Origin of the sequence: Streptomonospora nanhaiensis, assembly GCF_026642255.1 — a bacterium.
Classification (GTDB): Bacteria; Actinomycetota; Actinomycetes; order Streptosporangiales; family Streptosporangiaceae; genus Nocardiopsis; species Nocardiopsis tropica.
The window spans coordinates 199253-221793 of record NZ_CP113264.1 but is presented as its reverse complement, the minus strand read 5'-3'; the positions used below and the strand labels follow the sequence as shown (position 1 = coordinate 221793).

At 70.5% G+C, this 22541-nt stretch carries 20 protein-coding genes; 14 read left to right on the top strand and 6 right to left on the bottom strand.

Annotation, left to right across the window (positions count from 1 at the left end; all coding sequences use genetic code 11):
* Nucleotides 1-153: 153 nt before the first annotated feature.
* From OUQ99_RS01025 to OUQ99_RS01005, 5 genes are all read left to right on the top strand, one after another.
* Nucleotides 154-1956, top strand: coding sequence for a molybdopterin-dependent oxidoreductase (locus OUQ99_RS01025; protein ID WP_267947522.1), 1803 nt, complete (start codon nt 154-156; stop codon nt 1954-1956).
* Between the two features lie 76 nt (nt 1957-2032).
* Nucleotides 2033-3751, top strand: coding sequence for a molybdopterin-dependent oxidoreductase (locus OUQ99_RS01020; protein ID WP_267950210.1), 1719 nt, complete (start codon nt 2033-2035; stop codon nt 3749-3751).
* Between the two features lie 68 nt (nt 3752-3819).
* Nucleotides 3820-4467, top strand: a complete 648-nt coding sequence (locus OUQ99_RS01015) for a fasciclin domain-containing protein (protein WP_267947521.1) — start codon at nt 3820-3822, stop codon at nt 4465-4467.
* Between the two features lie 310 nt (nt 4468-4777).
* Nucleotides 4778-5392 carry an ECF RNA polymerase sigma factor SigK gene (sigK, locus tag OUQ99_RS01010; RefSeq protein ID WP_267947520.1) on the top strand — a complete coding sequence of 205 codons (615 nt, stop codon included), beginning with the start codon at nt 4778-4780 and terminating at the stop codon, nt 5390-5392.
* Nucleotides 5389-6129, top strand: a complete 741-nt coding sequence (locus tag OUQ99_RS01005) for an anti-sigma factor (RefSeq protein ID WP_267947519.1) — start codon at nt 5389-5391, stop codon at nt 6127-6129. The genes sigK and OUQ99_RS01005 overlap by 4 nt, the downstream gene beginning before the upstream one ends.
* Before the next feature lie 153 nt (nt 6130-6282).
* Here OUQ99_RS01005 and OUQ99_RS01000 read toward each other — a convergent pair whose 3' ends face one another.
* From OUQ99_RS01000 to OUQ99_RS00990, 3 genes are all read right to left on the bottom strand, one after another.
* Nucleotides 6283-6573, bottom strand: coding sequence for a hypothetical protein (locus tag OUQ99_RS01000; RefSeq protein ID WP_267947518.1), 291 nt, complete (start codon nt 6571-6573; stop codon nt 6283-6285).
* A 171-nt stretch (nt 6574-6744) separates the two neighbouring features.
* On the bottom strand, nt 6745-8037 hold the full coding sequence (locus tag OUQ99_RS00995) for an MFS transporter (protein WP_267947517.1): 1293 nt from the start codon (nt 8035-8037) through the stop codon (nt 6745-6747).
* Nucleotides 8038-8475: 438 nt separating this feature from the next.
* Nucleotides 8476-9780, bottom strand: coding sequence for a CynX/NimT family MFS transporter (locus OUQ99_RS00990; RefSeq protein ID WP_267947516.1), 1305 nt, complete (start codon nt 9778-9780; stop codon nt 8476-8478).
* Nucleotides 9781-9970: 190 nt separating this feature from the next.
* Here OUQ99_RS00990 and OUQ99_RS00985 point away from each other — a divergent pair, with 190 nt between their 5' ends.
* From OUQ99_RS00985 to OUQ99_RS00975, 3 genes are all read left to right on the top strand, one after another.
* Complete coding sequence (locus tag OUQ99_RS00985) at nt 9971-10453, top strand: Lrp/AsnC family transcriptional regulator (RefSeq protein WP_267947515.1); 483 nt, start codon at nt 9971-9973, stop codon at nt 10451-10453.
* Between the two features lie 210 nt (nt 10454-10663).
* Nucleotides 10664-11548 carry an amidohydrolase family protein gene (locus OUQ99_RS00980; protein ID WP_267947514.1) on the top strand — a complete coding sequence of 295 codons (885 nt, stop codon included), beginning with the start codon at nt 10664-10666 and terminating at the stop codon, nt 11546-11548.
* 76 nt (nt 11549-11624) lie between these two features.
* A complete protein-coding gene (locus tag OUQ99_RS00975) occupies nt 11625-13196 on the top strand; it encodes a long-chain-fatty-acid--CoA ligase (RefSeq protein ID WP_267947513.1) in 1572 nt (523 codons plus the stop codon).
* Between the two features lie 79 nt (nt 13197-13275).
* Here the strand turns inward: OUQ99_RS00975 and OUQ99_RS00970 are convergent, their stop codons facing one another.
* The 3 genes from OUQ99_RS00970 to OUQ99_RS00960 form a co-directional block, all read right to left on the bottom strand.
* Complete coding sequence (locus tag OUQ99_RS00970) at nt 13276-14064, bottom strand: VOC family protein (RefSeq protein WP_267947512.1); 789 nt, start codon at nt 14062-14064, stop codon at nt 13276-13278.
* A gap of 67 nt (nt 14065-14131) precedes the next feature.
* Nucleotides 14132-14926, bottom strand: coding sequence for a VOC family protein (locus OUQ99_RS00965; RefSeq protein WP_267947511.1), 795 nt, complete (start codon nt 14924-14926; stop codon nt 14132-14134).
* Between the two features lie 138 nt (nt 14927-15064).
* Complete coding sequence (locus OUQ99_RS00960; protein WP_267947510.1) at nt 15065-16198, bottom strand: sensor histidine kinase; 1134 nt, start codon at nt 16196-16198, stop codon at nt 15065-15067.
* 837 nt (nt 16199-17035) lie between these two features.
* Between OUQ99_RS00960 and OUQ99_RS00955 the strand changes: the two genes are divergently transcribed.
* The 6 genes from OUQ99_RS00955 (at nt 17036) to OUQ99_RS00930 (ending at nt 22419) form a co-directional block, all read left to right on the top strand.
* Nucleotides 17036-17167 carry a putative RiPP precursor gene (locus OUQ99_RS00955; RefSeq protein ID WP_267947509.1) on the top strand — a complete coding sequence of 44 codons (132 nt, stop codon included), beginning with the start codon at nt 17036-17038 and terminating at the stop codon, nt 17165-17167.
* A gap of 138 nt (nt 17168-17305) precedes the next feature.
* Nucleotides 17306-19138 carry an asparagine synthase-related protein gene (locus tag OUQ99_RS00950; RefSeq protein WP_267947508.1) on the top strand — a complete coding sequence of 611 codons (1833 nt, stop codon included), beginning with the start codon at nt 17306-17308 and terminating at the stop codon, nt 19136-19138.
* Complete coding sequence (locus OUQ99_RS00945) at nt 19132-19395, top strand: PqqD family protein (RefSeq protein ID WP_267947507.1); 264 nt, start codon at nt 19132-19134, stop codon at nt 19393-19395. The genes OUQ99_RS00950 and OUQ99_RS00945 overlap by 7 nt, the downstream gene beginning before the upstream one ends.
* Entirely contained in the window at nt 19392-19835 is a 444-nt protein-coding gene (locus OUQ99_RS00940) for a lasso peptide biosynthesis B2 protein (protein WP_267947506.1), read from the top strand. Before OUQ99_RS00945 ends, OUQ99_RS00940 begins: the two co-directional genes overlap by 4 nt.
* Nucleotides 19832-21673 carry an ABC transporter ATP-binding protein gene (locus OUQ99_RS00935; RefSeq protein WP_267947505.1) on the top strand — a complete coding sequence of 614 codons (1842 nt, stop codon included), beginning with the start codon at nt 19832-19834 and terminating at the stop codon, nt 21671-21673. Before OUQ99_RS00940 ends, OUQ99_RS00935 begins: the two co-directional genes overlap by 4 nt.
* The gene (locus OUQ99_RS00930; protein WP_267947504.1) at nt 21670-22419 is read left to right on the top strand and encodes a response regulator transcription factor; all 750 of its coding nucleotides are present in this window, start codon (nt 21670-21672) and stop codon (nt 22417-22419) included. Before OUQ99_RS00935 ends, OUQ99_RS00930 begins: the two co-directional genes overlap by 4 nt.
* Nucleotides 22420-22541 lie beyond the last annotated feature (122 nt).

Sequence of the window (22541 nt, the reverse complement as noted above, 5' to 3'; positions counted from 1 at the left end):
AAGACCGGCAGCGGCCGGTAGGTGGTATTGAACTCTCGGGCCCCAGCGCCGTTCGGCGCTGGGGCCCTCGACGTGCGTCCAGGAGGCGCCCGGCCCCGCCGTGGACGGCGACGGCTCTGGCGGTGAACCCCCGGGTGGGGGATTCTTGGTGGCATGTCCGCGAAGAGGTCCCCCCGGTCCGCCGATCCCGCCTCCGGCCCGAGCACCGCCGGAACGGGAGAGGGCACAGCGCGCGCGAGGCCGTTCCCCGGCCGGTGGACGGGACCGGTCGTCGGCCTGCTCGTCGTCGGCGCGGCACTGGGCGCCGCACAGCTGGCCGCCGCCGCGGTCCGGTCCTCCCCGCCGGTGGTGGCGGTGGGCGACGCCGTCGTGGAACTGAGCCCCACGTGGCTGGTGGAGACGGCGATCACGCTGTTCGGGACCGCCGACAAGGCCGTACTCCTCGCGGGGATCGTGGCCGTCCTGGCGGTGTCCGGGGGCACGCTCGGGGCGGTGGCGCTGCGCCGCCCCTCCGTCGGCTTCGCCGGGTTGGCCGCGTTCGCCGCCGCGGGGCTGGCCGCGACGTGGCTGCGCGGGGCCGACGACCCCGGTGCGGCGCTGTCCGTGGTGTGCGCCGCCCTCGCCGGGGCCGCCGCGCTCGCGGTGCTGCTGAGGAGCGCGGGCGGGACAGGGGGAGCCGCCCCGCCGGCCGGGGCGGACGGGCGCGACGCCTCCGGGAGGGGGCCCGGCGGAACCGGGGACGCGGCTCCCGGCACGGCCCCGGGCCCGGTCACCGACGCGGACACGAGAACCCCCGGGGCCGATGAGGGCCGAGGCGCCCGCCGGCCCGCAGGGGACGACGGGTCCGGCGGCCCGTCCGCGCCCGCCGGGGGAGACGGGTCGGCGCCGACCGGCGCGGGGCGGCGGTTCGTCCTCACCGCCGCCGGGGTCCTCGCCGCCTCGGGCGCGGCGGGCACGCTCGGCCTCCGGCTCCCGGCCCTCCTCGGCGGTCCCCCCGGGCGACCCGCCCCGGCCCTGCCGGCCGCCGCCGTCCCGCTGCCCGCGCTGCCCGCCGGAACCGACCTCGGCATCCCCGGCCTGACCCCGTTCAGCACCCCCGCCGACGAGTTCTACCGCATCGACACCGCCCTCACCGTCCCCCGGCTCGACGCCTCCCGGTGGGTGCTGAGGGTCCACGGGAGGGTGGAGCGGCCGTTCGAGATCGACATGGAAGAACTCCTCGGCCTGCCCCTCGTCGAGGCCGACATCACCCTGTCCTGCGTGTCCAACCCGGTCGGCGGCGACCTCGTCGGCAACACCCGCTGGCTCGGGTACCCCCTCGCGGACCTCCTGCGCCGCGCCGGAGTCCGCGCCGGTGCCGACCAGATCCTCAGCACCTCCCACGACGGGTGGACCTGCGGCACCCCCACCGAGACCGTCATGGACGGGCGCGACGCCCTCCTCGCCGTCGGCATGGGCGGCCGTCCGCTCACTCACGAGCACGGGTTCCCGGCGCGCATGGTCGTGCCCGGCCTCTTCGGCTACGTGAGCGCCACCAAGTGGGTCACCGACATCGAGCTCACCCGGTTCGCCGACAGGCAGGCCTACTGGTCCGACCGCGGGTGGGCGGAGCGGGGACCGGTCAAGACCATGTCGCGGGTGGACGTGCCCGGCGACTTCACGCGGACCGCCGCCGGGGACGTCGTCCTGGCCGGTGTGGCCTGGTCGCAGCACACCGGGATCGACGCGGTCGAGGTCCGCGTGGACGACGGCGAGTGGTGGCCGGCCGAACTGGCCCGGACGCCGGGCGCCGACACCTGGGTCCAGTGGGTCGCGGAGACGCGGGTCGGCCCGGGGATGCACGCGGTGGAGGTGCGCGCCACCGACTCCTCCGGGTACACCCAGTCCTCCGACGAGGTGGAGACGATCCCGGACGGGGCCGAGGGGCGGCACCGCATCCGCTTCACCGCGGAGTAGTCCCAGCTCAGGACCCTCCTCGAAAAACCTCGGAAAAAGTTCCCGGCCGACCCATCCGCCCGGCCTCCGGGTCCGAATACCCCATGTGACCACCGAGACACGCGGGACGAGAAACCCGCCACGCGACAGGCGACGGACCGTCGTCGGGACGGTCGTGGGGCTCCTCTCGGTCGGCGCCTCACTGGGCTCCGCCGAGCTGGCCTCCGCGCTGGCCCGGACCGCGCCACCGGTGATCGCTGTCGGCGACGCCGTCGTCGACAACACACCGCCGGCCCTGATGGAGCTGGCGATCTCGCTGTTCGGAACAGCCGACAAAGTCGTACTGCTCTCCGGAATCGCGGTCGTCCTCCTCGGTGTCGGGGCCGTGCTCGGCGTCGTGGCGCTCCGGCGCCCGGCAGTCGGGTACGCAGGGCTGGCGGTGTTCGCGGCGGCGGGGATCGCCGCCGTGCTCCTGCGCCGCGCCGACGAGCCGGGGGCCGCGATCCCCGTACTCGTCGGCGCGGCGGCAGGGGCCTCGGCCCTCGCCCTTCTCCTCCGGAGCGCGCGCGGGTACCTCCGCCCGGCGGCGGAGGCCGCAGCCGGGGCGGACGGGCCGACAGGCGCAGGCCCGCAGGCGCCGGCGGACGCGCAGGACGTCCCGGACGCGCAGGGCTCGCAGGACGCCCCGGACGCACACGGCACCGGGGGCGCGCAGACGGCGCACGCTCCCGAGCCGGGACCCGCCCAGGGGCCCGGGAGGCGCGGCTTCGTCCTGACCGCGGCGGGGGTCCTGGCCGCCTCCGGGACGGCCGGCGCCCTGGGCCGCCTGCTGCCGTCCGCCCTCGGCGGCACGGGCGGGCGGTCCGCGATCGCCCTCCCCGCCGCCGCCGAACCCCTCGCCCCGCTGCCCTCCGGCACCGACCTCGGTGTGCCGGGCCTGTCCCCCTTCAGCACCCCCGCGGAGGACTTCTACCGGATCGACACAGCCCTCACCGTCCCGCGGGTGGACGCCTCCCGGTGGACCCTGCGTGTGCACGGCATGGTCGACCGGCCGTTCGAGATCGACATGGAAGAACTCCTCGGCCTGCCCCTCGTCGAGGCCGACATCACCCTGGCCTGCGTGTCCAACCAGGTCGGCGGGGACCTCGCGGGCAACACCCGCTGGCTCGGCCACCCCCTCGCGGACCTCCTGCGCCGCGCCGGAGTCCACGCGGACGCCGACCAGATCCTCAGCACCTCCCACGACGGATGGACCTGCGGCACCCCCACGGAGGTCGTCATGGACGGACGCGACGCCCTCCTCGCCGTCGGCATGGGCGGCGAGGCCCTGACCCCCGTCCACGGGCACCCGGCCCGCATGGTCGTCCCCGGCCTGTACGGGTTCGTCAGCGCCACCAAGTGGGTCACCGACATCGAGCTCACCCGGTTCGCCGACGAGCAGGCCTACTGGGCACAGCGCGGCTGGGCCGTGCGGGCGCCGATCAAGACCATGTCGCGGGTGGACGTGCCCGCCCCCCTGGGGCGCGTCGGCTCCGGGGAGGTCGTCCTCGCCGGGGTGGCCTGGGCCCAGCACCGGGGGGTCGACGCCGTCGAGGTCCGCGTGGACGACGGCGCGTGGCAGACCGCCGAGCTGGCCCGGGTTCCGGGCATCGACACCTGGGTCCAGTGGGTCGCGGAGACCGTCGTCGACCCCGGGCGGCACACCGTCGAGGTCCGCGCCACCGACTCCGCCGGCCGCACCCAGCCCCCGGAGCGGGTCGACCCGGTCCCGAACGGCGCCACCGGGTGGCACCGCGTCCGTTTCACCGCCGAGTGACCACGCTTCCGCTGCCCCCGGGCAGCGGTTCGAGACAACCGAAGTTCACCCAGTTGAAGGAGAGAACCATGATCCGCAAGAACGCTCTCACTGCCACCGCAGCCGCCGCCGTCCTCGCCTTCGGCCTGTCGGCCTGTGGCGGGATGGAAGGGGACACGGAGGCCGAGACCCCGGCCGCGGGCGGCGCCGAGGAGAGCCCCGCCACGGAGGAGAACGAGGGCTCCGGCGGGATGCAGGAGGCCGGGGAGAACTTCGGCCCCGGCTGTGCCGACGTGCCGGCGGACGGCGACGGCAGCTTCGAGGGCATGGCCCAGGACCCGGTCGCGACGGCCGCGTCCAACAACCCGCTGCTGTCCACCCTCGTGACAGCCGTGAGCGAGGCCGACCTCGTCGACACCCTGAACTCGGCCGAGGACATCACCGTCTTCGCGCCCAGCAACGACGCCTTCGAGAAGATCCCGCAGGAGGACCTGGACGCCCTCCTGGCCGACCAGGAGCAGCTCACCGAGGTCCTGACCTACCACGTGGTCGAGGGACGCCACGCGCCCGCCGACCTGGAGGAGGGCACGTTCACGTCGCTCCAGGGCGGGGACGTCACGACCGCCGGGTCCGGCGAGGACTACACGGTCGACGACGACTCCGCCGTGGTCTGCGGCAACGTCCAGACCTCGAACGCGACCGTCTACATCGTCGACACCGTGCTCATGCCCTCCTAGGGGGTGCTCTCCGGATGCCTTCGCCGGTGTCGGCGAATCCGACACCGGCGCGGGCGGCCGACCGGGCGGTCTCCCGCAGGACGATCTGCGAGGTCCAGACTGGTCGTGCTCCACGGGCGCGGAGGCGCCGCGTGAGGAGGCCCGGTGGACGCGAGCGCGGAATGATCCGGAAAACACGACCCAGGCTCCGAGCACGACGCACCCGGGCGGCCCGCGCGATGGCGCCGGGCCGCCCGGGCCCGTGCGTCACACGGCCACCGGGCAGGAGCCGTAGGAGCACGACCGCGTACCGACCAGGAACGAGGAGCGGATGAACGAGGAAGCCACGGCGCCCCGTGGTCCCCGCCGCGTGGAGGGGGCGGCGGCCCCCGCCCCGTCCGACCAGGGGCTCACGCGGCTGCTCCGCGAGGTGGCCCGTGGCGACGAGGGCGCGTTCGGCGAGGTGTACGACCTGGTCAGTCCGGCCGTCTACGGTCTGGTGCGACGGGTCCTGAGGGACCCGGCCCAGTCCGAGGAGGTCGCGCAGGAGGTCATGGTGGAGGTGTGGCGCACCGCGTGCCGCTACGACGAGCGTCGGGGGAGCCCTCGCGCGTGGGTGATGACGCTCGCCCACCGGAGGGCCGTGGACCGGGTGCGGTCCGAGCAGGCGGCCACGGACCGGGAGGCACGCGCGGTGGCGGCCGACACGCACCGCCCCTACGACGAGGTGGCCGAGGAGGCCACCGACCGCCTCGAACGGGAGCGGGTGCGCCGGTGCCTGGACACCCTGACCGAGCTCCAGAGCCAGTCCGTGCGCCTGGCCTACTACGGCGGGTACACCTATCGTGAGGTCGCCCGTCTGCTGTCCACGCCGTTGGGCACCGTGAAGACGCGGATGCGCGACGGGCTGATCCGGCTGCGCGACTGCCTGGGGGTGGAGTGGTGAGCAGGAGACTGGGCCAGGACCTGCACACGCTCTCGGGCGCCTACGCACTCGGCGCGCTGTCGCCGGGTGAGAGCGTCCGGTTCGAGGACCACCTGGCCGACTGCGACTCGTGCGTGCAGGAGGTGCGGGGCTTCGCCGAGACGACGGCCCTGCTGGGTTCCGCCGCGGCACTCACGCCCCCGGCGGAGCTGCGCCGGCTCGTGCTGGAGGAGGTGGCGAGGACCCGCCAGCTCGCGCCGCCGCCCGAGCCACTGCCCGAGCCCCGCCGCAAGCGGTGGAACTGGGGCACGGGGCTGGTACTCGCGGCGTGCCTGGTGCTCGTGGTCGCCCTGGGAGCGGTGGCCGTCGACCAGATCCGCGAGGTGGAGCGCCTGCGCCAGAACGAGCGGCAGATCGCCGCCGTGCTGTCGGACCCGGGCGCCGACCACACCACGGCCGAGCCCATGGAGGGCGTGTCCGTGACCGTCGTGCACTCGGAGGCCAGCGGGCAGCTGGTGTTCAGCGCGCACGGGCTGGAGCGGCTGGAGGACGAGGACTACCAGCTCTGGCTGACCCGCCCCGACGGCACCGTCTCGTCGGCGGGGGTCCTGTCGGTGGACGAGGCCGGGTTCGTGCTGCCGGTGCTGGCGACCCCGGAGGACGAGGACACCGACGGCGTGGCGGTCACGGTCGAGCCGGAGGGCGGCTCCGAACAGCCGACCTCGGACCCGCTGATGGCGATGCCCTTCGAGGGCTGACCCGGGGCCGGACGAGTCCAGGGGACTGTTCCGGTGGGCGGCGGGCGCGCGAAGGGATCGGACGGGGCTCCCGCGGGGGCGGGGCCCCGCCGTCCTCCGCTCGAACCCGGGCCCCGGCCCCCGTGCACGACGTGCCCGGGGGCCGGGGCCGTCTCACGGGACGTGGACGCTGAAGGTGGAGAGGCTGTTGTCGAACCGTTCGGTCGCCTGCGGCCCGACCTGCCCGACCACCTCCCCCGAGCAGTCGCGTTCGTAGTGGACGGTGACCGTCTCGTCCGTCAGGTTGGTGACGGTCTTGGCCTCGAACGGCCGGAAGTTGTAGCACCCGCTCGGGTTCTCGAAACTCCTCGGGCCCAGTTCGAGCGTGCCCTGGGCTGCGTGGGCCGGGGCGGCGGCGGTCAGTGCGAGTCCGGCGGCGGCGAGGACGGCGGCGATACGTTTCACAGTTACCCCATCACGGAGAGTCACGAATACCTGAGGGTGTAGTACCCCCCGTCCTCGGAGCACATAACACCCTGAACTCCATATATGGGAAAAACGTGGCCTCGTGCCGACATCCGGCCCGGTCGGTCGGCGGCCTCCGACCCCGGGGCGGGTGGGGTCCGGCCTCCGCTCTCAGGTCCCGGCCAGCTCCTCCGGGCGCGGCAGGTCCCGCATCACCGGCGAGAGGGTGAACAGCGCTGCGAGCGCCGACAGGCCCGCCATCGCCAGGAACACCCAGGTCGGCCCCGCACGGTCGAAGACGATCCCGATCCCGAGGATGCCGACCGGCTGGGAGACCAGCGCCATGAACATGACCGCCCCCAGCACCCTGCCCTGGTAGCCGTCGCCGACCGACGCGGCCACGTAGCCGTAGAACAGGGCGTTCACGCACGGAACGACGGCGAACACGAGACCCAGCAACACACCGAGCGACACCGCGTTCGGCGCGACCGCCAGTCCGAGGGCGCACAGCGGAGCCGACCAGGCCGCGGCGAGGAACGCGGAGGAGGGACGTACCCACCTGAGGACCGCGCCGGCGGCGAGGGCGCCGACCAGTCCGCCCGATCCCGCCAGGGACACGGTCAGGCCGATCTGCACATGGCCCGCGCCCTGCGCCTCCGCTGTCGCGATGAGCGCGAGGAACGCCCCCGACTGCGAGAAGGCCAGGTTGAACCCGACGATCCACAGGATCATCGGTCGCAGGATCGGGTCCGCCGCCAGCAGGGAGAACCCGCCGACCGTGCCGCGCAGGGTCCAGCGCTCGCGCGCCGGAGCGCGGCAGGCCTGCATCGGGCGGCGGATGAACAGCACCAGTGCCGCCGACACCAGGTAGGCGAGGGCCTCCGTCACGAAGGGCAGGGCGCGGCCCAGGCTGAACAGCGACCCGGCGATGGGCGCGCCCAGGGCCGTGGTGGTGGAGAAGCGGATCTGGTTCTGGGCGGCGGCCCCGGACACCTGCGAGGCCGGGACCAGCTGCTTGACGGAGGCCATGGCGACCGGGTTGGAGACGCCCATCATCGCCGACGAGCCGACCGCGACCGCCACGATGACGGGGAACGTCACCTTCCCCGTGAACAGCAGGAGCGCGAAAAGGGCGAGCAGCGCCAGGCGTCCGAGGTCGCAGAACAGCAGGACGGTCCTGCGGTCGGCCCGGTCTGCGAGCACTCCCCCGGCCACGGCGGCGACCATGGCGGTGGCCGCCTGGGCCGACCCGATGGCGCCCGCCTGCGTGGCCGAGCCGGCGAGGAAGAGGACGAGGAGCGGGTAGGCGACCTCTCCGCTCTCCTTGCCGAGCCCGGCGAAGAACCGGCTGACCCAGAGCGTCTGGAAGTCGTGGTTGCGGATGAGCGGTCGGACCTCCTCCGCGCCGTTCACCGGGGGGACCGGGCCGGGGGGCGGGGGTCGGCGATCCCGATCCGCTGTCATCGCGGTCGGGGGACCCGATCACGGGCCGCTGGGGACGGCCTGTCGAGGGGTGGGCTTGTCATGACGTCATTATGCGCGTCTTGCCCGTATTAGTGAGGTTTGGTGTTTCTGCCCCGCACACCGGCGGACCGACCGGAAACCCCCTCCGCCGACGGCGCACTCGCGGCTCTCCGGGCCTGCGCAAAGGCCTGGCGGGGACCACCCCGGACCGCCTCCCACGCCTCTGACCAGGACCGATCATCTGGGCCACCCGGTTGCGCCCCTCCGGGGACGCGGCCCGGCCGGGATCGGCGGGCGGCCGGGGCCCCGGCCGCGCTCGGGGGAGACAGCGACCGGACCCGGCCACCCGGTGCACGTGCACCGGGTGGCCGGGTCCGGCCACCCGGGCCTTCCCCGGCCCGGGGCCGCCCACCGGCACGCCGCCCGCGGGGGCGCCGGTCAGCCGGGACGGCCCCCGGCCGCGGCCGCGGCCGCCTCGATGGTCCACGGCGTGCGCTCGACGTGGGCGACGACGAACGCCACCGCCAGCGACCCGCCGGCGACCAGTGCGTACGAGGCGGTCCAGCCCCCGGTCAGCTCACGCAGCAGCCCGAACAGCAGAGGGCCTCCCAGGGCGATCCCGCTGCCCGCGCCCTGCACGAACCCGGACAGGGCCGCCGAGCCCCGCGCGGTGGTGCTGCGCGCGTTGATCATCGTCATGGTCACCACGAACAGGCTGGTGCCCAGGCCCAGGCAGACCACCCACAGCGGCGCCAGCTGCGGTGCCGCCGCCACCCCCAGGTAGCCGACCGCGTAGCCGGTGAGGCCGAGTGCCACGATCGGGAAGGTGTTCACGGCACGCAGGGTCAGGGTCGGCGCGACCAGCCCGAACAGCAGGCTGGAGCCCACCATCAGGGACACCATGGCACCGGCAGCGGCCGGGGAGTGGCCCGCGCCGGTCAGCAGCGCGGGCAGCCAGGTGAACAGGGTGAAGACGTTCCAGGTGACCATGCCGAACAGCAGGGCCATCCGCCAGGCCGTGCCGACCCGCCAGATCGGGCGGGCCGGTCCGGCGCCGGCGGCGTCCTCCGGCCCCGCGCCGTCGGCCGGGACGGCGCCCGACCGGCGCCCGGAGGCGGCGACGGCCGGGGCGTCCCGGCGCACCCGGCGCCCCTGGAGCGCCCACAGCAGGGCGGCCGCCAGGGCGAGCACCGACCAGGCGCCCAGGGCGAAGCGCCAGCCCATCGTCTCGGCCAGGGGGACGGCGACCAGCGGGGGGAACAGGGCTCCCGCGTGGATGGCGACCATCTGGACCGTGCTCAGGGCCGCCAGGCGGTCGGGGAAGTACTGCTTGATCAGCGGCGGGAGCACGACGTTGCCCAGCGCCGCGCCGGTGAGGGCGATGCCGGTGAGGACCAGCAGGGTCCCGGTGTCGGGGGCGAAGGAGCGCACGACCTGTCCCGCCCCGGTCAGGAGCATGCTCAGAGCGGCGGTGGCCTCCGGCCCCAGCCGGCGCATGATCGCGGGCGTGACCAGACCGAACACCGCGAAGGCGATCAGGGGCAGGGTGCCGAACACGCCGACGACGACGGCGGTGAACCCGAACTCCTCCCCCACCGTGGCGAGCAGGGGGGACAGCGAGGTGACCACCAGGCGCAGGTTGAGCGCCGCGCAGACGATCGCGATGAGGGCCAGGGTGCGGCCACGGGTCCGCGGGCGGGCCGACGGTCGGTCGGCGGCTGCCGGGACAGAGGAAGGTCTCACGGTACGGACGTCCCTTGTGTTCTGCGGTGGCGCGTCCTCGCGCCAGAGCTGGGCCGAACGGCGGGGCGACGGTGCCTGCTCCGGAAGGATTACTTCCTCGGCGAGCCAAATACGACCTTTTCTCTTAAATGTTAATCATAGAGCGGGTGTATACACAACATTCCGTATTTAATACGGCTACAATGCACCCATGCCTGATCTTGACGAACTTGATACGGCGATTCTGGCCGAACTCCAGTCAGACGCACGAAAAACCAACCGGGACGTGGCCGCCGCGGTCGGCGCATCGCCCACGACGACCCTCGACCGGACCCGCGCGCTGCGGGAGAAGGGTGTGATTCGCGGCTCGATCCTGGACGTGGACCTGGAGAAGATCGGCCGCCCGGTGCAGGCGCTCATCACCGTGAGCGTCGTGAAGCCCTCACGCCACAACATCGAGGCCTTCCGGGACTGGGTCCGCTCCCTGCCGGACACCCTGTCCGTGTTCGTCACCTCGGGCAGCGAGGACTTCCTGGTCCACGTGGCCCTGCCGGACAACAACAGCCTGTACGCGTTCGTCGTCGACAAGCTGACGGAGAGACCCGAGGTCGCGGACGTGCGCGCCTCGATCGTCTACGAGCACCTGCGCAACGACCGCATCGCGCCGACCACGGCGCGCACCCGGCGGCGCTGACCCGGACGCACCGGCCGGGCCCTCCGCCTTCCCGGGAGGGCTCCGCCGGAACGGCGCGCCGAGGGTTCACGGCCCGGGGCGGCTCCGCGGCGACCGAGGTCCCGGCATCCCCCGACCCCGCCCCCTCGGCCCCCGTCTTCCGCGAGCGGCCCGGAGTTCCCCGCAGGGCCAGCACGAACAGCGGGGGAACGCCCACGTATCGTGTCAGGTGTGACACGAGTCTCATCCGACCCCGCGTCCGGGTCCGCCGACGTCCACACGGTCTGGCGGGACCTGGGCCTCCCGGGGCTCATCGACGTCCACACGCACTTCATGCCGCACAACGTGCTGCGCAAGGTGCGGAACCACTTCGACGCCCTCGGAGACCAGTGGCCCCTCGCCTACCGGGGGGACGAGCACGAGTGCCTCGACCTGCTCAGGGGGTTCGGCGTCCGCCACTTCACGGCGCTCTCGTACCCGCACCGGCCGGACATGGCCGTGTGGCTCAACGACTGGGCGGGCGGCTTCGCCGACGACAACCCCGACTGCCTGCGCAGCGCCACCTTCTACCCCGAGCCCGGCGCCGGCGACTACGTGGCCGCCGCCGTCGAGGCCGGCGTCCTCGTGTTCAAGGCCCACCTCCAGGTCGGCGGCTACGACCCGCGCGACCCCCTGCTCTCCGACGTCTGGGGGAACCTCGCCGACGCCGGGACGCCCGTGGTGGTCCACTGCGGTTCCGGCCCCGAGCCGGGCCGCTTCACCGGTCCGGGCCCCTTCTCCGAGGTCCTGAGCGCACACCCCCGGCTGACCGCCGTCATCGCGCACGCCGGGGCGCCGGAGTACGTCGAGTTCCTGGGCCTCGCCGAGAAGTACGGCCGCGTCCACCTCGACACCACGATGGTGTTCACCGACTTCGCCGAGGCCCGGGCGCCGTTCCCCGCCGACGCCCTCCCCCGCCTGGCGGACCTGGGCGAGCGCGTCCTGCTGGGCACCGACTTCCCGAACATCCCCTACCCCTACGCCGAGCAGCTCCACGCCCTGACCCGCCTCGGCCTGGGCCCGGACTGGCTGCGGGCCGTCCTCCACGGCAACGCGGCACGGCTGTTCGGACTGTGACCGCCCCCAGCCGGGAACCGCCGCGGACACGGGCCCGCCGCGGACACGGACCGGCCCAGCACAGAAGGAAGGCACCATGGAACTCGCACTGACCCCCCTGGAGTTCGCGCGCCGGACGCGCAGACTGCACCCGGACCGCGAGGCGGTCGTCGACCGGGGCCTCCGGCTGACCTACGAGGAGTTCTTCGACCGGTGCGACCGGTGGTCCTCGGTCCTCCAGGGCATGGGGGTGGCCAAGGGCGACCGGGTCGCGTACATCTCCCCCAACACCCACGCGCAGCTGGAGTCCTTCTACGCGGTGCCGCAGCTCGGCGCGGTCCTGGTACCGGTGAACTTCCGCCTGTCCGCCGACGACTTCGCCTACATCGTCAACCACTCCGGGGCGAAGGTCCTGTGCGTGCACGCCGACCAGCTCGACACCGTCGACGCCGTCCGCGACCGGCTTCCGGACGTGGAGCGGTTCGTGGCGCTGGAGGGGGCCCGGTCCGGCTGGGAGGACTACGAGGCCCTGGTCGCGGAGGCCTCCCCCGAGTTCGTGCGCCCGGTCGTCGAGGAGACCGACCTCCTGACCGTCAACTACACGAGCGGGACCACCGCGCGCCCCAAGGGCGTGATGATCACCCACCGCAACGCGTACATGAACTCGGTGGGCACCCTGCTCCACCTGCGGATGGACGTCGGCGACCGGTACCTGTGGACCCTGCCGATGTTCCACGCGAACGGCTGGACCTACACGTGGACGGTGACGGCCGCGTCCGCCGCCCACGTGTGCCTGCCCGCGATGGACCCGGCCACCGTGTACGACCTGATCCGCGACGAGGGCGTCACCTGGCTGTGCGCGGCGCCCACCGTGCTGATCATGCTGGCCAACACCCCGGAGGGGGTGCGCGGCGAGGTCCCGCCCGGCGTGCGCGTGGTCACCGCCGGGGCCTCCCCGGCCGCCGACACGATCGAGCGCCTGGAAGACGGTTTCGACTGGACCGTCACCCACGTCTACGGGCTGACGGAGACCGCTCCGTTCATCACCGTGTGCGAGCCCCGGCCGGAGCACGGAGGGCTGTCCGGCCGCGACCGCGCCGCCGTCAAGGCCCGGCAGGGGGTCGAGCTGCTCACCTCCGGCGAGCTGCGCGTGGTGGACACCGCCGGCCGGGAGGTCCCCTGGGACGGTACGACCGTCGGGGAGATCACCGTGCGCGGGAACGTGGTCATGAAGGGCTACTACGACGACCCCGAGGCCACCGAGGCGGCCATGGGCGACGGCTGGTTCCACACCGGGGACGCCGCGGTGACCCACCCGGACGGGTACGTGGAGATCCAGGACCGGATCAAGGACGTCATCATCTCCGGCGGCGAGAACATCTCGTCCGTCGAGGTGGAAGGGGTCCTCCTGCGGCACCCGGCGGTGCTGGAGGCCGCGGTGGTCGGGGTGCCGCACGAGCGCTGGGGCGAGACGCCGAGGGCGTCCGTGGTGCTGCGCGAGGGTGCCGAGGCCACGGAGAAGGAGCTGATCGGCTTCGCCCGCGACAACCTGGCCCACTTCAAGGCGCCCACGCAGGTGGAGTTCCTCGACCAGCTCCCCAAGACCGCCACCGGCAAGATCCGGAAGTTCGTCCTGCGCGGCGGAGCGTCCGCCGTGTCACGGCAGTAGGCGGCGGAGCGGGCCCGGCGTCCCCCGACCGGGCCCGCGCGGGGCCGGTCGGCGGGCCGGTCCGGCCCGCGGGGGCGGCTCACACCGACGGGCCGAGGACCATGAACCCGGCGCCGAAGGGGTCCGCGCAGTTCGCGACCCGCCCCACGCCCGGCGTGTCCTCCGGCTCCGTGTACACCTGTCCGCCCGCGTCGGCCGCCCGTTCCGCGGCGGCGTCGCAGTCGTCCACACGGAACACGGGGATCCAGAGCGCGGTGCCCGCGTCGTCGGACAGCCGGGACCTGTCGACGGGCAGGATCCCGCCGTGGGCGGCCTCCTCCCCCGTCCCCTCCGGTCCGACGAGCGTGTACTCATGGGCCCCGGCCAGGGCGAAGGAGTGGAAGGACCATCCGAAGAGCCCGCCGTAGAAGGAGCGCGCCCCCGCCCCGTCCGGCGACCACAGTTCGAGCCAGCACAGGGTGCCCGGGCGGTCCGCGACGTCGAACCCGGCGAACCTCCCCTCCTGCCAAACGGCGAAGTGCCCGCCCCGTGGATCCAGGAAGTGGGCCATCCACCCGAGTCCCATGACGTCCAGCGGCTCGACGAGTACGGTGCCGCCCAGTCCGCGCACCGCCTTGGCGGCGGCCCCCGCGTCCGGGACGGAGAAGTAGGCGGTCCACGCGGGCTGCTCGCCCTCCTCCATCAGCGGGCCGAGCCCGCCGACGTCCTTCCCGTCCAGGCGGGCGAACCGGTAACCGCCCGTGTGCGGTCCCGCCGAGGTGTCGGTCCACCCGAACATCCGCCGGTAGAAGGCGGCGGCCGCGTCGACGTCCGGTGTGCCCAGCTCCAGCCAACAGGGGGCGCCCGGTGTGAAGTCGGTGGTGATCATGGCAGTGGCCTCCGTGTTCCTTGCGGCCGCGGTCCCCGCCGGGGCCCGGCCCCGAACGGGCGCGGTTTCACATCGGCGAGGGCGCGAGCAGGACGAACCCCGCGCCGAACACGTCGGCGCACAGGGCGAGCCGCCCCACCCCCGGTGTGCTCTCCGGACCCGTGTACACCCGGCCGCCCGCCGATCGGACCCTCTCCACGGCCGCGTCGCAGTTCTCGACCGCGAACACCGGGTGCCAGTCCGCCGCGCCCCCGGTGGCGGCCAGCTGAGCGGGATCGACCGGCATGATCCCGCCGTGCGCCCGGTCCCGCCCCTGCCCGGCGGGGGTGACGATCGTGTACGTCCCGGCCTCCCCCGGCAGGGAGAAGCCGGTGTAGGACCACTTGAAGAGCTCGGCGTAGAAATCCCGCGCACCGTCGCCGTCGGGGGTCCACAGCTCGACCCAGCACAGCGTCCCGGGGCGGTCGGCGGCCTCCATCCCCCGGAAGGCCCTCGCCTGCCAGAGCCCGGCGTAGCCGCCCTGAGGGTCGGTGAACTCCGCCATGCGCCCGCGGTGGAGGACGTCGAACGGCTCCACCACGAGGGTTCCGCCGAGGTGCTCCACCGTGAGGACCGTGTCGTCCACGTCGGGGTCGGAGAAGTAGACCGTCCAGGCGGGCCTCTCACTCTCGCCCATGAACGGCACGAGCCCGGCCACGGCGGCGCCGTCCAGGAGCAGGTACCGGTACCCGGCGCTGTCGGGGCCTCCCTCGACCGCCTGCCAGCCGAACAGCTCCCGGTAGAACGCGGCCGAGGCCTCGACGTCGGGCGACGACAGATCGGTCCAACAGGGTGAACCGGGCAGGAAGTCGGTGGTGATCATCAGAACCCCTTCTCCATCGGACGCACACCACTTCCGAGTGTGACCCGGCCGACCGGCCCGTCGGGGATCGGGGCGGCAAAGACTCTCACAACTCACCTTGGCCGGCCCGGCCGCTCCGGAACGCGGTCGGGGAGGCGCTCAGCGCCGCACCTCCAGCGGGAGCTCCGCCAGGACACGCGTCCCTCCGCTCAGACGTCTGGTCACCGTCAGACGCCCTCCGACGGATTCGACCCGTTCGCGCATCCCGGCGATCCCCGAGCCCGCGCTCCCGCCGGCCCGGATCCCGACGCCGTCGTCGTCGACCCGGACGACGAGCTCGCCCCCGACCGGCGCCAGCATGAGCTCGCACCGTTCGGCCGCCGCGTGCCGAACGATGTTGCTCAGCGCCTCCTGGACGACACGGGTGGCGACGAAGGCGGCTTCCCCTCCGTGTTCCGGGAGGTCGATGTGGGCATCCACCTCCAGGCCGCTCACCGTCGCCGCCGCGACCAGCTCACGAAGCGCGGCGGCGTGGTTCCCGCCGCCGCCGAGCGGAGCACGGTCACGTCGGCGCAGCGCCCGCACCAGGTCCTGCACCTGGACCAGGGCCGAACGCGACCGGTGCTCGATGTCCTCCAGCGCCTCGAGGAGCTCCTCCCGCTCCGAGGACGACACGGCCCGCGCGACGGCGGCTTCGGCGCTGATGGTGCTCAGCGCGTGGCCCACGACGTCGTGGACCTCGCGGGCCATGGCGGCCTCCCTCCGGACGTGCTCGAACTCGGCCTGCTGGCGTTCGGCACGACGCACCGCACCGAGCCGCTCCGCCTCGGCTCGTCCGAGGAGCCAGGCCACACCGATCGCGCCGAGGCCGAACACGACCCCCTGCATCGCGTCCTGTGCCGATGAGCTGACCCCCAGCACGAGGGACACCAGGACGAGGACCCCCAGGACGACGGAGCCGGCGTCGCGTTCCCGGGACCCGCCCCGCAGCGCCAGGGGGTACAGGCACCAGGCCGCCCCCACCATGGGATCGGTGGTGGCGGAGAGCAGCCATCCCACCGCCGTGGAGGCCAGCGCCACGGACACCGCGGCAGCCGGGAACCTCCACCGGAGCAGCACGGCGCCGCCCACGAGCAGCGCGAGGCAGGAGCCGAGCAGCCGGTCCCCTCCCGGGGCTAGGCCGAGCACCGGGGGGATCCAGAAGACCAGCACGACGGCCGCGGACACGGCGGCGTCCACCAGCCGTGAGGCGGCGGAGCGCCGACCCGACGCCTCCCGAGCATCTCTCAACATGCGTCGATCCCACCACAGCGGCCCGCACCGCCGGCCACGGCGCCCCACCCTCCGCACCCGTCCTCGGCGAGCGCCTTTCCAACCGCCACCGTACGGAGGCCCGTATCAGGGTGGTGCGGGCCCACCCGGGCTCTGATGGAGGAGTACCCGTCCACGAAATCCCTCCTTCACCCCCCTGCTCGGAAAACTTTGGTTCACAAATTTCTCAATTTCACCTTGAACAACATGCGTCCATTCACGCATGCATAGACATGCGATTCAGCAGCAGGCGGCCCGACGACGAGGCGAATAGGATTGATGACGCAACGGAAACGATTCATTGCAGAACGTACCCGCCTCCAATACAAGATCATTTGTTCATGATTATCGAACCTGTTTCCTCATGTCTGTTCCAGTAACCCCAGTTCAATAAGGGTAGAACGATTACCGCAGAGCGCCCACGAAGCCCCGGAGGGCGCCTCATCCCTGATTCCTTCGAAGATTTCTGCAAGAACACTCCCCCACCAGGGGTTTCTTTCCCCGAGTGAAGCCCGGGGCGAACGTTCACAACGCCGTGACCTGCACTTCCAGAAGGAAAGACATCCACCGTGGCGGCGGAGGTTCATTGACTTGGGCGGGAGAACTCACTTAGATTCCCTACGGACGGACAAACGTTCGTCCGCATACCGGGGCCGGCGGATCAGCAGGCCTGCCTACAGCCCTTTCCGACCAAACAGCCACGGTCATTGGGGAAGCCATTGCCCCTTCGGGGGCATCCTACGACCTGTATTGGCGCCCGTGGAAGACTGAAGGAAGCTGCCCCGCCGGATCCGCCAGTTCTCCAAGAAAGGAAAGACCATGAAGAAGTACACCTCCCCCTCTCTTACCCACATCGGTTCGTTCAAGAAGCTTACGAAGTCGCTGGGTCGCCTGAGCTGCAATGACATCCTCGGCTTCCGCGCCCTGTGGACGACCAGCCCCGCCTGCTGAACGACCTGAACAAGTACGGGGCAGCACTCCTGGAGTGCTGCCCCGTACTCCCATGCGAGATCGGAGAATACCGCTCTACAGAAATTCAGGACGAGCCCCGAGACGCAAAATGAAACCACCGGCACGAGAGGAGTGATCGTGGCGCTATTCATCCTCCCCGACACCGATATTCATGAGCGCACCCTGTCGCTGTTCCAGGACACAGTGGGTCCTGTGCTCTGTCATCATCGCTCCGGACGCCCCTGGATACTGGGCAGTCCAGCCAGCGGCGTGTTCTTGACATCGCACAACAGGAATTTAAACTTCGTCGTCACCGGCCACGCCTGCCTAAAAGGCGGGGATCTCACACAGAAAACGGACAGGATCTCCTCCCTTTCACAGACGAAGGACCTCGCCGACGAGCTCGTGGACTTCGATGTCCTCCTCTTCGCCCACAACGGCGAGGAACTCCACGCCTATGCTCCAGTCTTTCAGTCGAGGTCTCTTTTCTGGACGCGGTTCGACGGGCTTGTGGTAGTGAGCGACGAACAGTATCCACTCGCCGCTCTCAACGGTTTCGAGTTAGATCACAGCGTACTCGCCACGCGCCTCGCCAACGCCGAGGTGTCCCACCCCTTCATGCGGCGGCCGATATGGCTCAACGTCGACGCCTTGGGGACTGCAGAATACCTACACATCGCCAAAGATTCCGAACCCCGAAGAAGTCTGTGGTGGCGCCCACCGAAGGCTGACCAGCCGCTGGATGAACTGAAACACAAGCTCTCCACAGGGATCGAGACAGCACTGAGGTCACGCACAGAAGGCCGTCCTGCAGTCAGCGCCGACCTTTCAGGGGGCTTGGACTCCACAACGCTGGGCTTTTTCTTGTCCAGCATCGGACTGAATCTCCACACCTTCTTCATGGAGTCGAGGGATAAATCAAACAACGACTGGTCGTGGTCGGACCGCGCAGCGCGTGAGATTTCCTCCCATCATTTAAAGGTGCCCTACCAGTCGGTTCTGGACCACATCACGGGGGAGATCCCGGCCTCACCCTCTATCTTTCCGGAGGGGCCTGGAGCACTGTCGACAGCCATAGCATCGGCTTCCACCATTGAGAAGCATATCGGGGGTACCGGAAGCACCCTACATCTGAACGGACACGCAGGGGACGCCCTTTTCGGGCAGGTATCAAGCATGATCTGGTCCTACTTCAGGTCGGGTGGGCGGGGCAGGTACGCCTGGATCTGGCGGTACCGGACGATGAACCGCATCCCTGTACCAGCGTTGATCAGAATGCTCTTGGATCGGAGGACCTTCTCCTATGAGCTCGGCCGGATCGCCTCGGGGAACTTCTCGTATCCAGCTCACGATGCATCTGATTACTCGAGCTGGATCCAGGTGCCACGGTTCCCCAGCTTCTTCACCGAAGCAACCAGGGAGCAGGTGAGCAACCTCGCCCTGTCCGAGCTCCGGAAAGGAGTCGCCGAACTGTCCCCGGACCGGACAGCCCATCAAATACTCTCCTATCTCACCGTCCATGGGGCAGTGAACAGGAGGATGAACTACGTGTCGGACAAGGTCCAGTTCGACAGCCCGTATCTCGACAGAAGAGTCGTCGAAGCAGCACTTTCCCTCAATCACAGGGATCGAACGCGACAGTATCCGGCCAAGCCATTGCTTGCAGCAGCGAGACCGAAAGAGATGGGCCTCGACTACTTTCTGCGCCGCGACAAGGGGGACTACACACCTGAGGTGTTCGACCACCACCGGACGATACTCGACCGCGCACACGACACCTTCTCCGGCGGGTCGCTACTCGGTGACATGGGGCTCGTGAAGAACGAAGAGGTGGTGAGAGCATCTGATTCCTACTCGGCAGACGGGATCGCATATTCGGAAGTCGTTGACCTCGAATTCGCCGAGAGATGGCTTCGGAACGTCCGCGAAGAAAAGATCAGAATCGCCGCGGGAGGAACACAGGCATGGTAAAGCTCAAATCCACGGTCAAGATCAGCGCAAACGAGGAAGGCGCTCTGCTGCTGGACACGAAGAGAGGAACCTACTGGCATCTGAACGCGGTTGGCATACGACTTGCCGAGGCCCTCGACGTAGAACGGTCGGTCGATGAACTCGTCCTGACCGTCACCACTGATTTCGACGTGCCCCCGGACGTCGCGCGACGCGACGTCCGCAAGCTTCTCCGGGACATGAAAAAGGCGCGTCTCGTCGAGGGGAGGATAGCGTGAGCAGCCCCGTCCTACCGGAACCGGCAGCGGAGTCCGCCTCCCGCGGAGCGCTGCTCCGTTCTCGCGCCTGTGTGGGGTTGGCGCTCGTCGTCAGCCAGCTCAAGCCGCATCGGATCAAGCAGCTCATGAGCCTGGTCGTGCGCAACGGCGGGAGACCAGCGGTGGAGGACGTGGAACACCACCGGGGACTGGTCGTCTCCGTCAGCACGCTGTGCGCCGGTGAGGGCTGTCTGCCGCGGTCGATAGCCACCGCGCTCCTGGCGAGGTGGCACGGCTACGGCGTCACCTGGTGCACCGGCGTCCAGGACAGGCCCTTCGCCGCACATGCCTGGGTCGAGATCGACGGTCGCCCCGTGGGTGAGTCCGCCGATCTGGGCGGGTTCCGCAAGATGCTCGTGTGCACCCCGGAGTACGCCTCCTCAGGCGGTGAGAAGAATTGACCGTCTCGGACACGGACACAGACCCCCGAGACCCGCTCCGTTCCGGGGACGGGGGCGCGCCTGGCCCCTCGAACGGCCCGGTCGCCGGTTTTCGTGACGTCCTGCCGCTCCTGAGGCCGTACCGCGTTCCGCTCGGCATCGCCTTCTTCCTCGGCACCCTCGGCACCGCCGCCGGCGCGGTCCAGCCTCTCGTGGTGTCCAGGATGGTCGACACCTTCCAGAGCGGCCTCCCTCTGGGTGAGGCGGCTCTGCTGGTCGTGCTCCTGCTCGTCAGCGCAGTGCTGACCGGGGTTCGCGAACTCGTGATCGAACGAACGGGGGAGAGGTTCGCCTATGATTCCCGCGAACGGCTGGTGAAGCACCTCTACTCGCTGCCGATGGCCAGGCTTGACTTCCGGGACCGGGCAGACCTGGTCACGCGGGTGACGACAGACGTCTCCGAGACACGGACCTTCCTGACATCTGGCCTGATCGACCTTGCCATCAGCACGATCACCGTATTGATATCGCTTGTCATGATGGCGTTGATCGACCCCGTACTGCTCGGCCTTTCCTTCGTGGCGGTTCTGGTCGTGTTCGTCGTCGTCCTGGCTCTCGGCAGGAAGACCCGGCCGGTCGGGCTCCAGATGCAGAACGCGCTGGGTGCTCTCGCGGAGAGCGTCTCGCGCTCGCTGGGGTCCATGAAGACTGTGCGAGCCGCCCGGGCGGTCGGCCGGGAATCCGACAAGGCCATGGCGATGGCCTCGGAGGTCCGCCGAGCCGGCCTCAGGGCAGCAGGTCTGCGCGCGCTGCTGCAGACGGTGTCCGGTGTGGCCGTGCAGGTTCTCCTGATCGTGATCGTCGGCTTCGGCGCCCTGAGGGTCGCGTCGGGGGAGCTCACCACCGGTGAACTGAGCGCATTCATCATGTACTTGATGCTCATGGTGACCCCGATCGCGATGGTGGGGAATGTCGTGGCCTCCCTCGGTGAAGCTTTCGGCGCCTTGGCGCGCATATTAGAGATAAAGTCCGAGCCCACAGAACCGGACATCCAGACTGCAAACAGCAGTATCCTCGCCGGGCATGCGGACGAAGTCTTCCGATTCGAAGGCGTATCGTTCCGGTATGACCGACCGACGTCGAGCGTCCCCGACACCACAGAATTGACGCTCTCCAGCGTCTCGTTCTCCGTCGCACGGGGGGAAACCGTTGCCCTCGTAGGGCCGTCCGGCGCTGGCAAATCAACCCTGTTCTCACTTCTTGAGCGATTCTACGAACCGACCGATGGTCGGATACTCTTCCATGGACAAGACGTCATGGAATTATCACGCGATAAACTCCGGAAGCAGCTAGCATATGTCGATCAAGACGCCGTTGTACTTTCCGGGAACGTGAGAGAGAACCTGATGCTGGCTGACACAGAAGCGACGGACACCGAGTGCATCGACGCTCTGAGACAAGTCGGGCTCGTGCAGGACCGCGAGGAAGGACGCCGTTATCTCGAAAAGCAGATCGGCGAAATGGGCATGCGCCTCAGTGGTGGACAGCGCCAGCGTCTGGCAATCGCCAGGGCTCTGCTCTCCGGGAACCCCGTGCTGCTGCTGGACGAGGCGACATCAAATTTGGACAGCCGCAACGAGGCCCTGATCCGGGATGCCCTGGACCTCTCGGCAATCGACCGGACAACGCTGGTGATCGCCCATCGTTTCTCAACCGTGGTCTCGGCGGACAAGATCATTGTCCTCGACATGGGACGCGTCATCGCCCAGGGAACCCACCACGAACTGATCCAGAGCTGCGAGTTGTACAATGAGCTCGCAAAGCACCAGTTCCTCTCGGGGCACGCGGAGAAGACATGAGCTCGCAGGTGTATGAACCCTCTCCTCCCGCCAGGGAGGACATCGCCGTCGTCGACGCGGCCGGGGCCGGAGGACCGACGCACCCCGGGTCCTCCATCAGGGTCTTCATGGCGGACGACGACGACGGATTCCTGCGCGCCTACAAGAAATTCTTCGCGAAGGTTCCCGATATCGACCTGGTCGGCACAGCCGACACGGGAGAGGGAATGGTGAAGCGGCTGGCCGCCTCGGAGCCGGACGTCCTGCTGCTCGACATCGAGATGCCGGGGCCGAGCGGCATCGACGTCGTCCGCGATTTGCGACGGAATTCGCTTTCGACGAGAACCGTGATGCTCACTTCGTTCGACCACGACGAATACGTTCACGAGGCCCTGCGATTCGGCGCTTCCGGCTTCCTCCTGAAGAGCGCTTCGCCCGTCCGGATACTGAGCGCGATCAGAGCCGTCCACGCGGGACACGCGTCCTTGGCGCTGGACGTGACGTCGCGGTTGTTCGGTCGCCTCTCCGCCAGGGGCGGCGCCGCCCCGGCCGGACCGCCTGACGGCGGACACCCGTCCTTCACCGAGCAGCAGATCAAGATCTGCCGTCTCCTGGCAGCCGGCCACAGGAGCCAGGACATCGCAGCAGAACTCCATCTGAGCAACGAGACCGTGCGTACCTACCTTCGGCGCATGTTCGAGAAGTTCGGCGCCAAGAACCGGACCCACCTCGTCGTCCTGGCCTACGAGGCGGGCGTCCTCGGCTGAGGCCGGCCCCGCCCGGACGGACCGGGGCCGCCAGGTGTCCACTTTCGGGTGTCAGCGCGGCGGGGCCCGGCGTGTGAAGCTCGATGCGCACGGAGGAGGCGGTCGACACAAGGGGTCTGGTG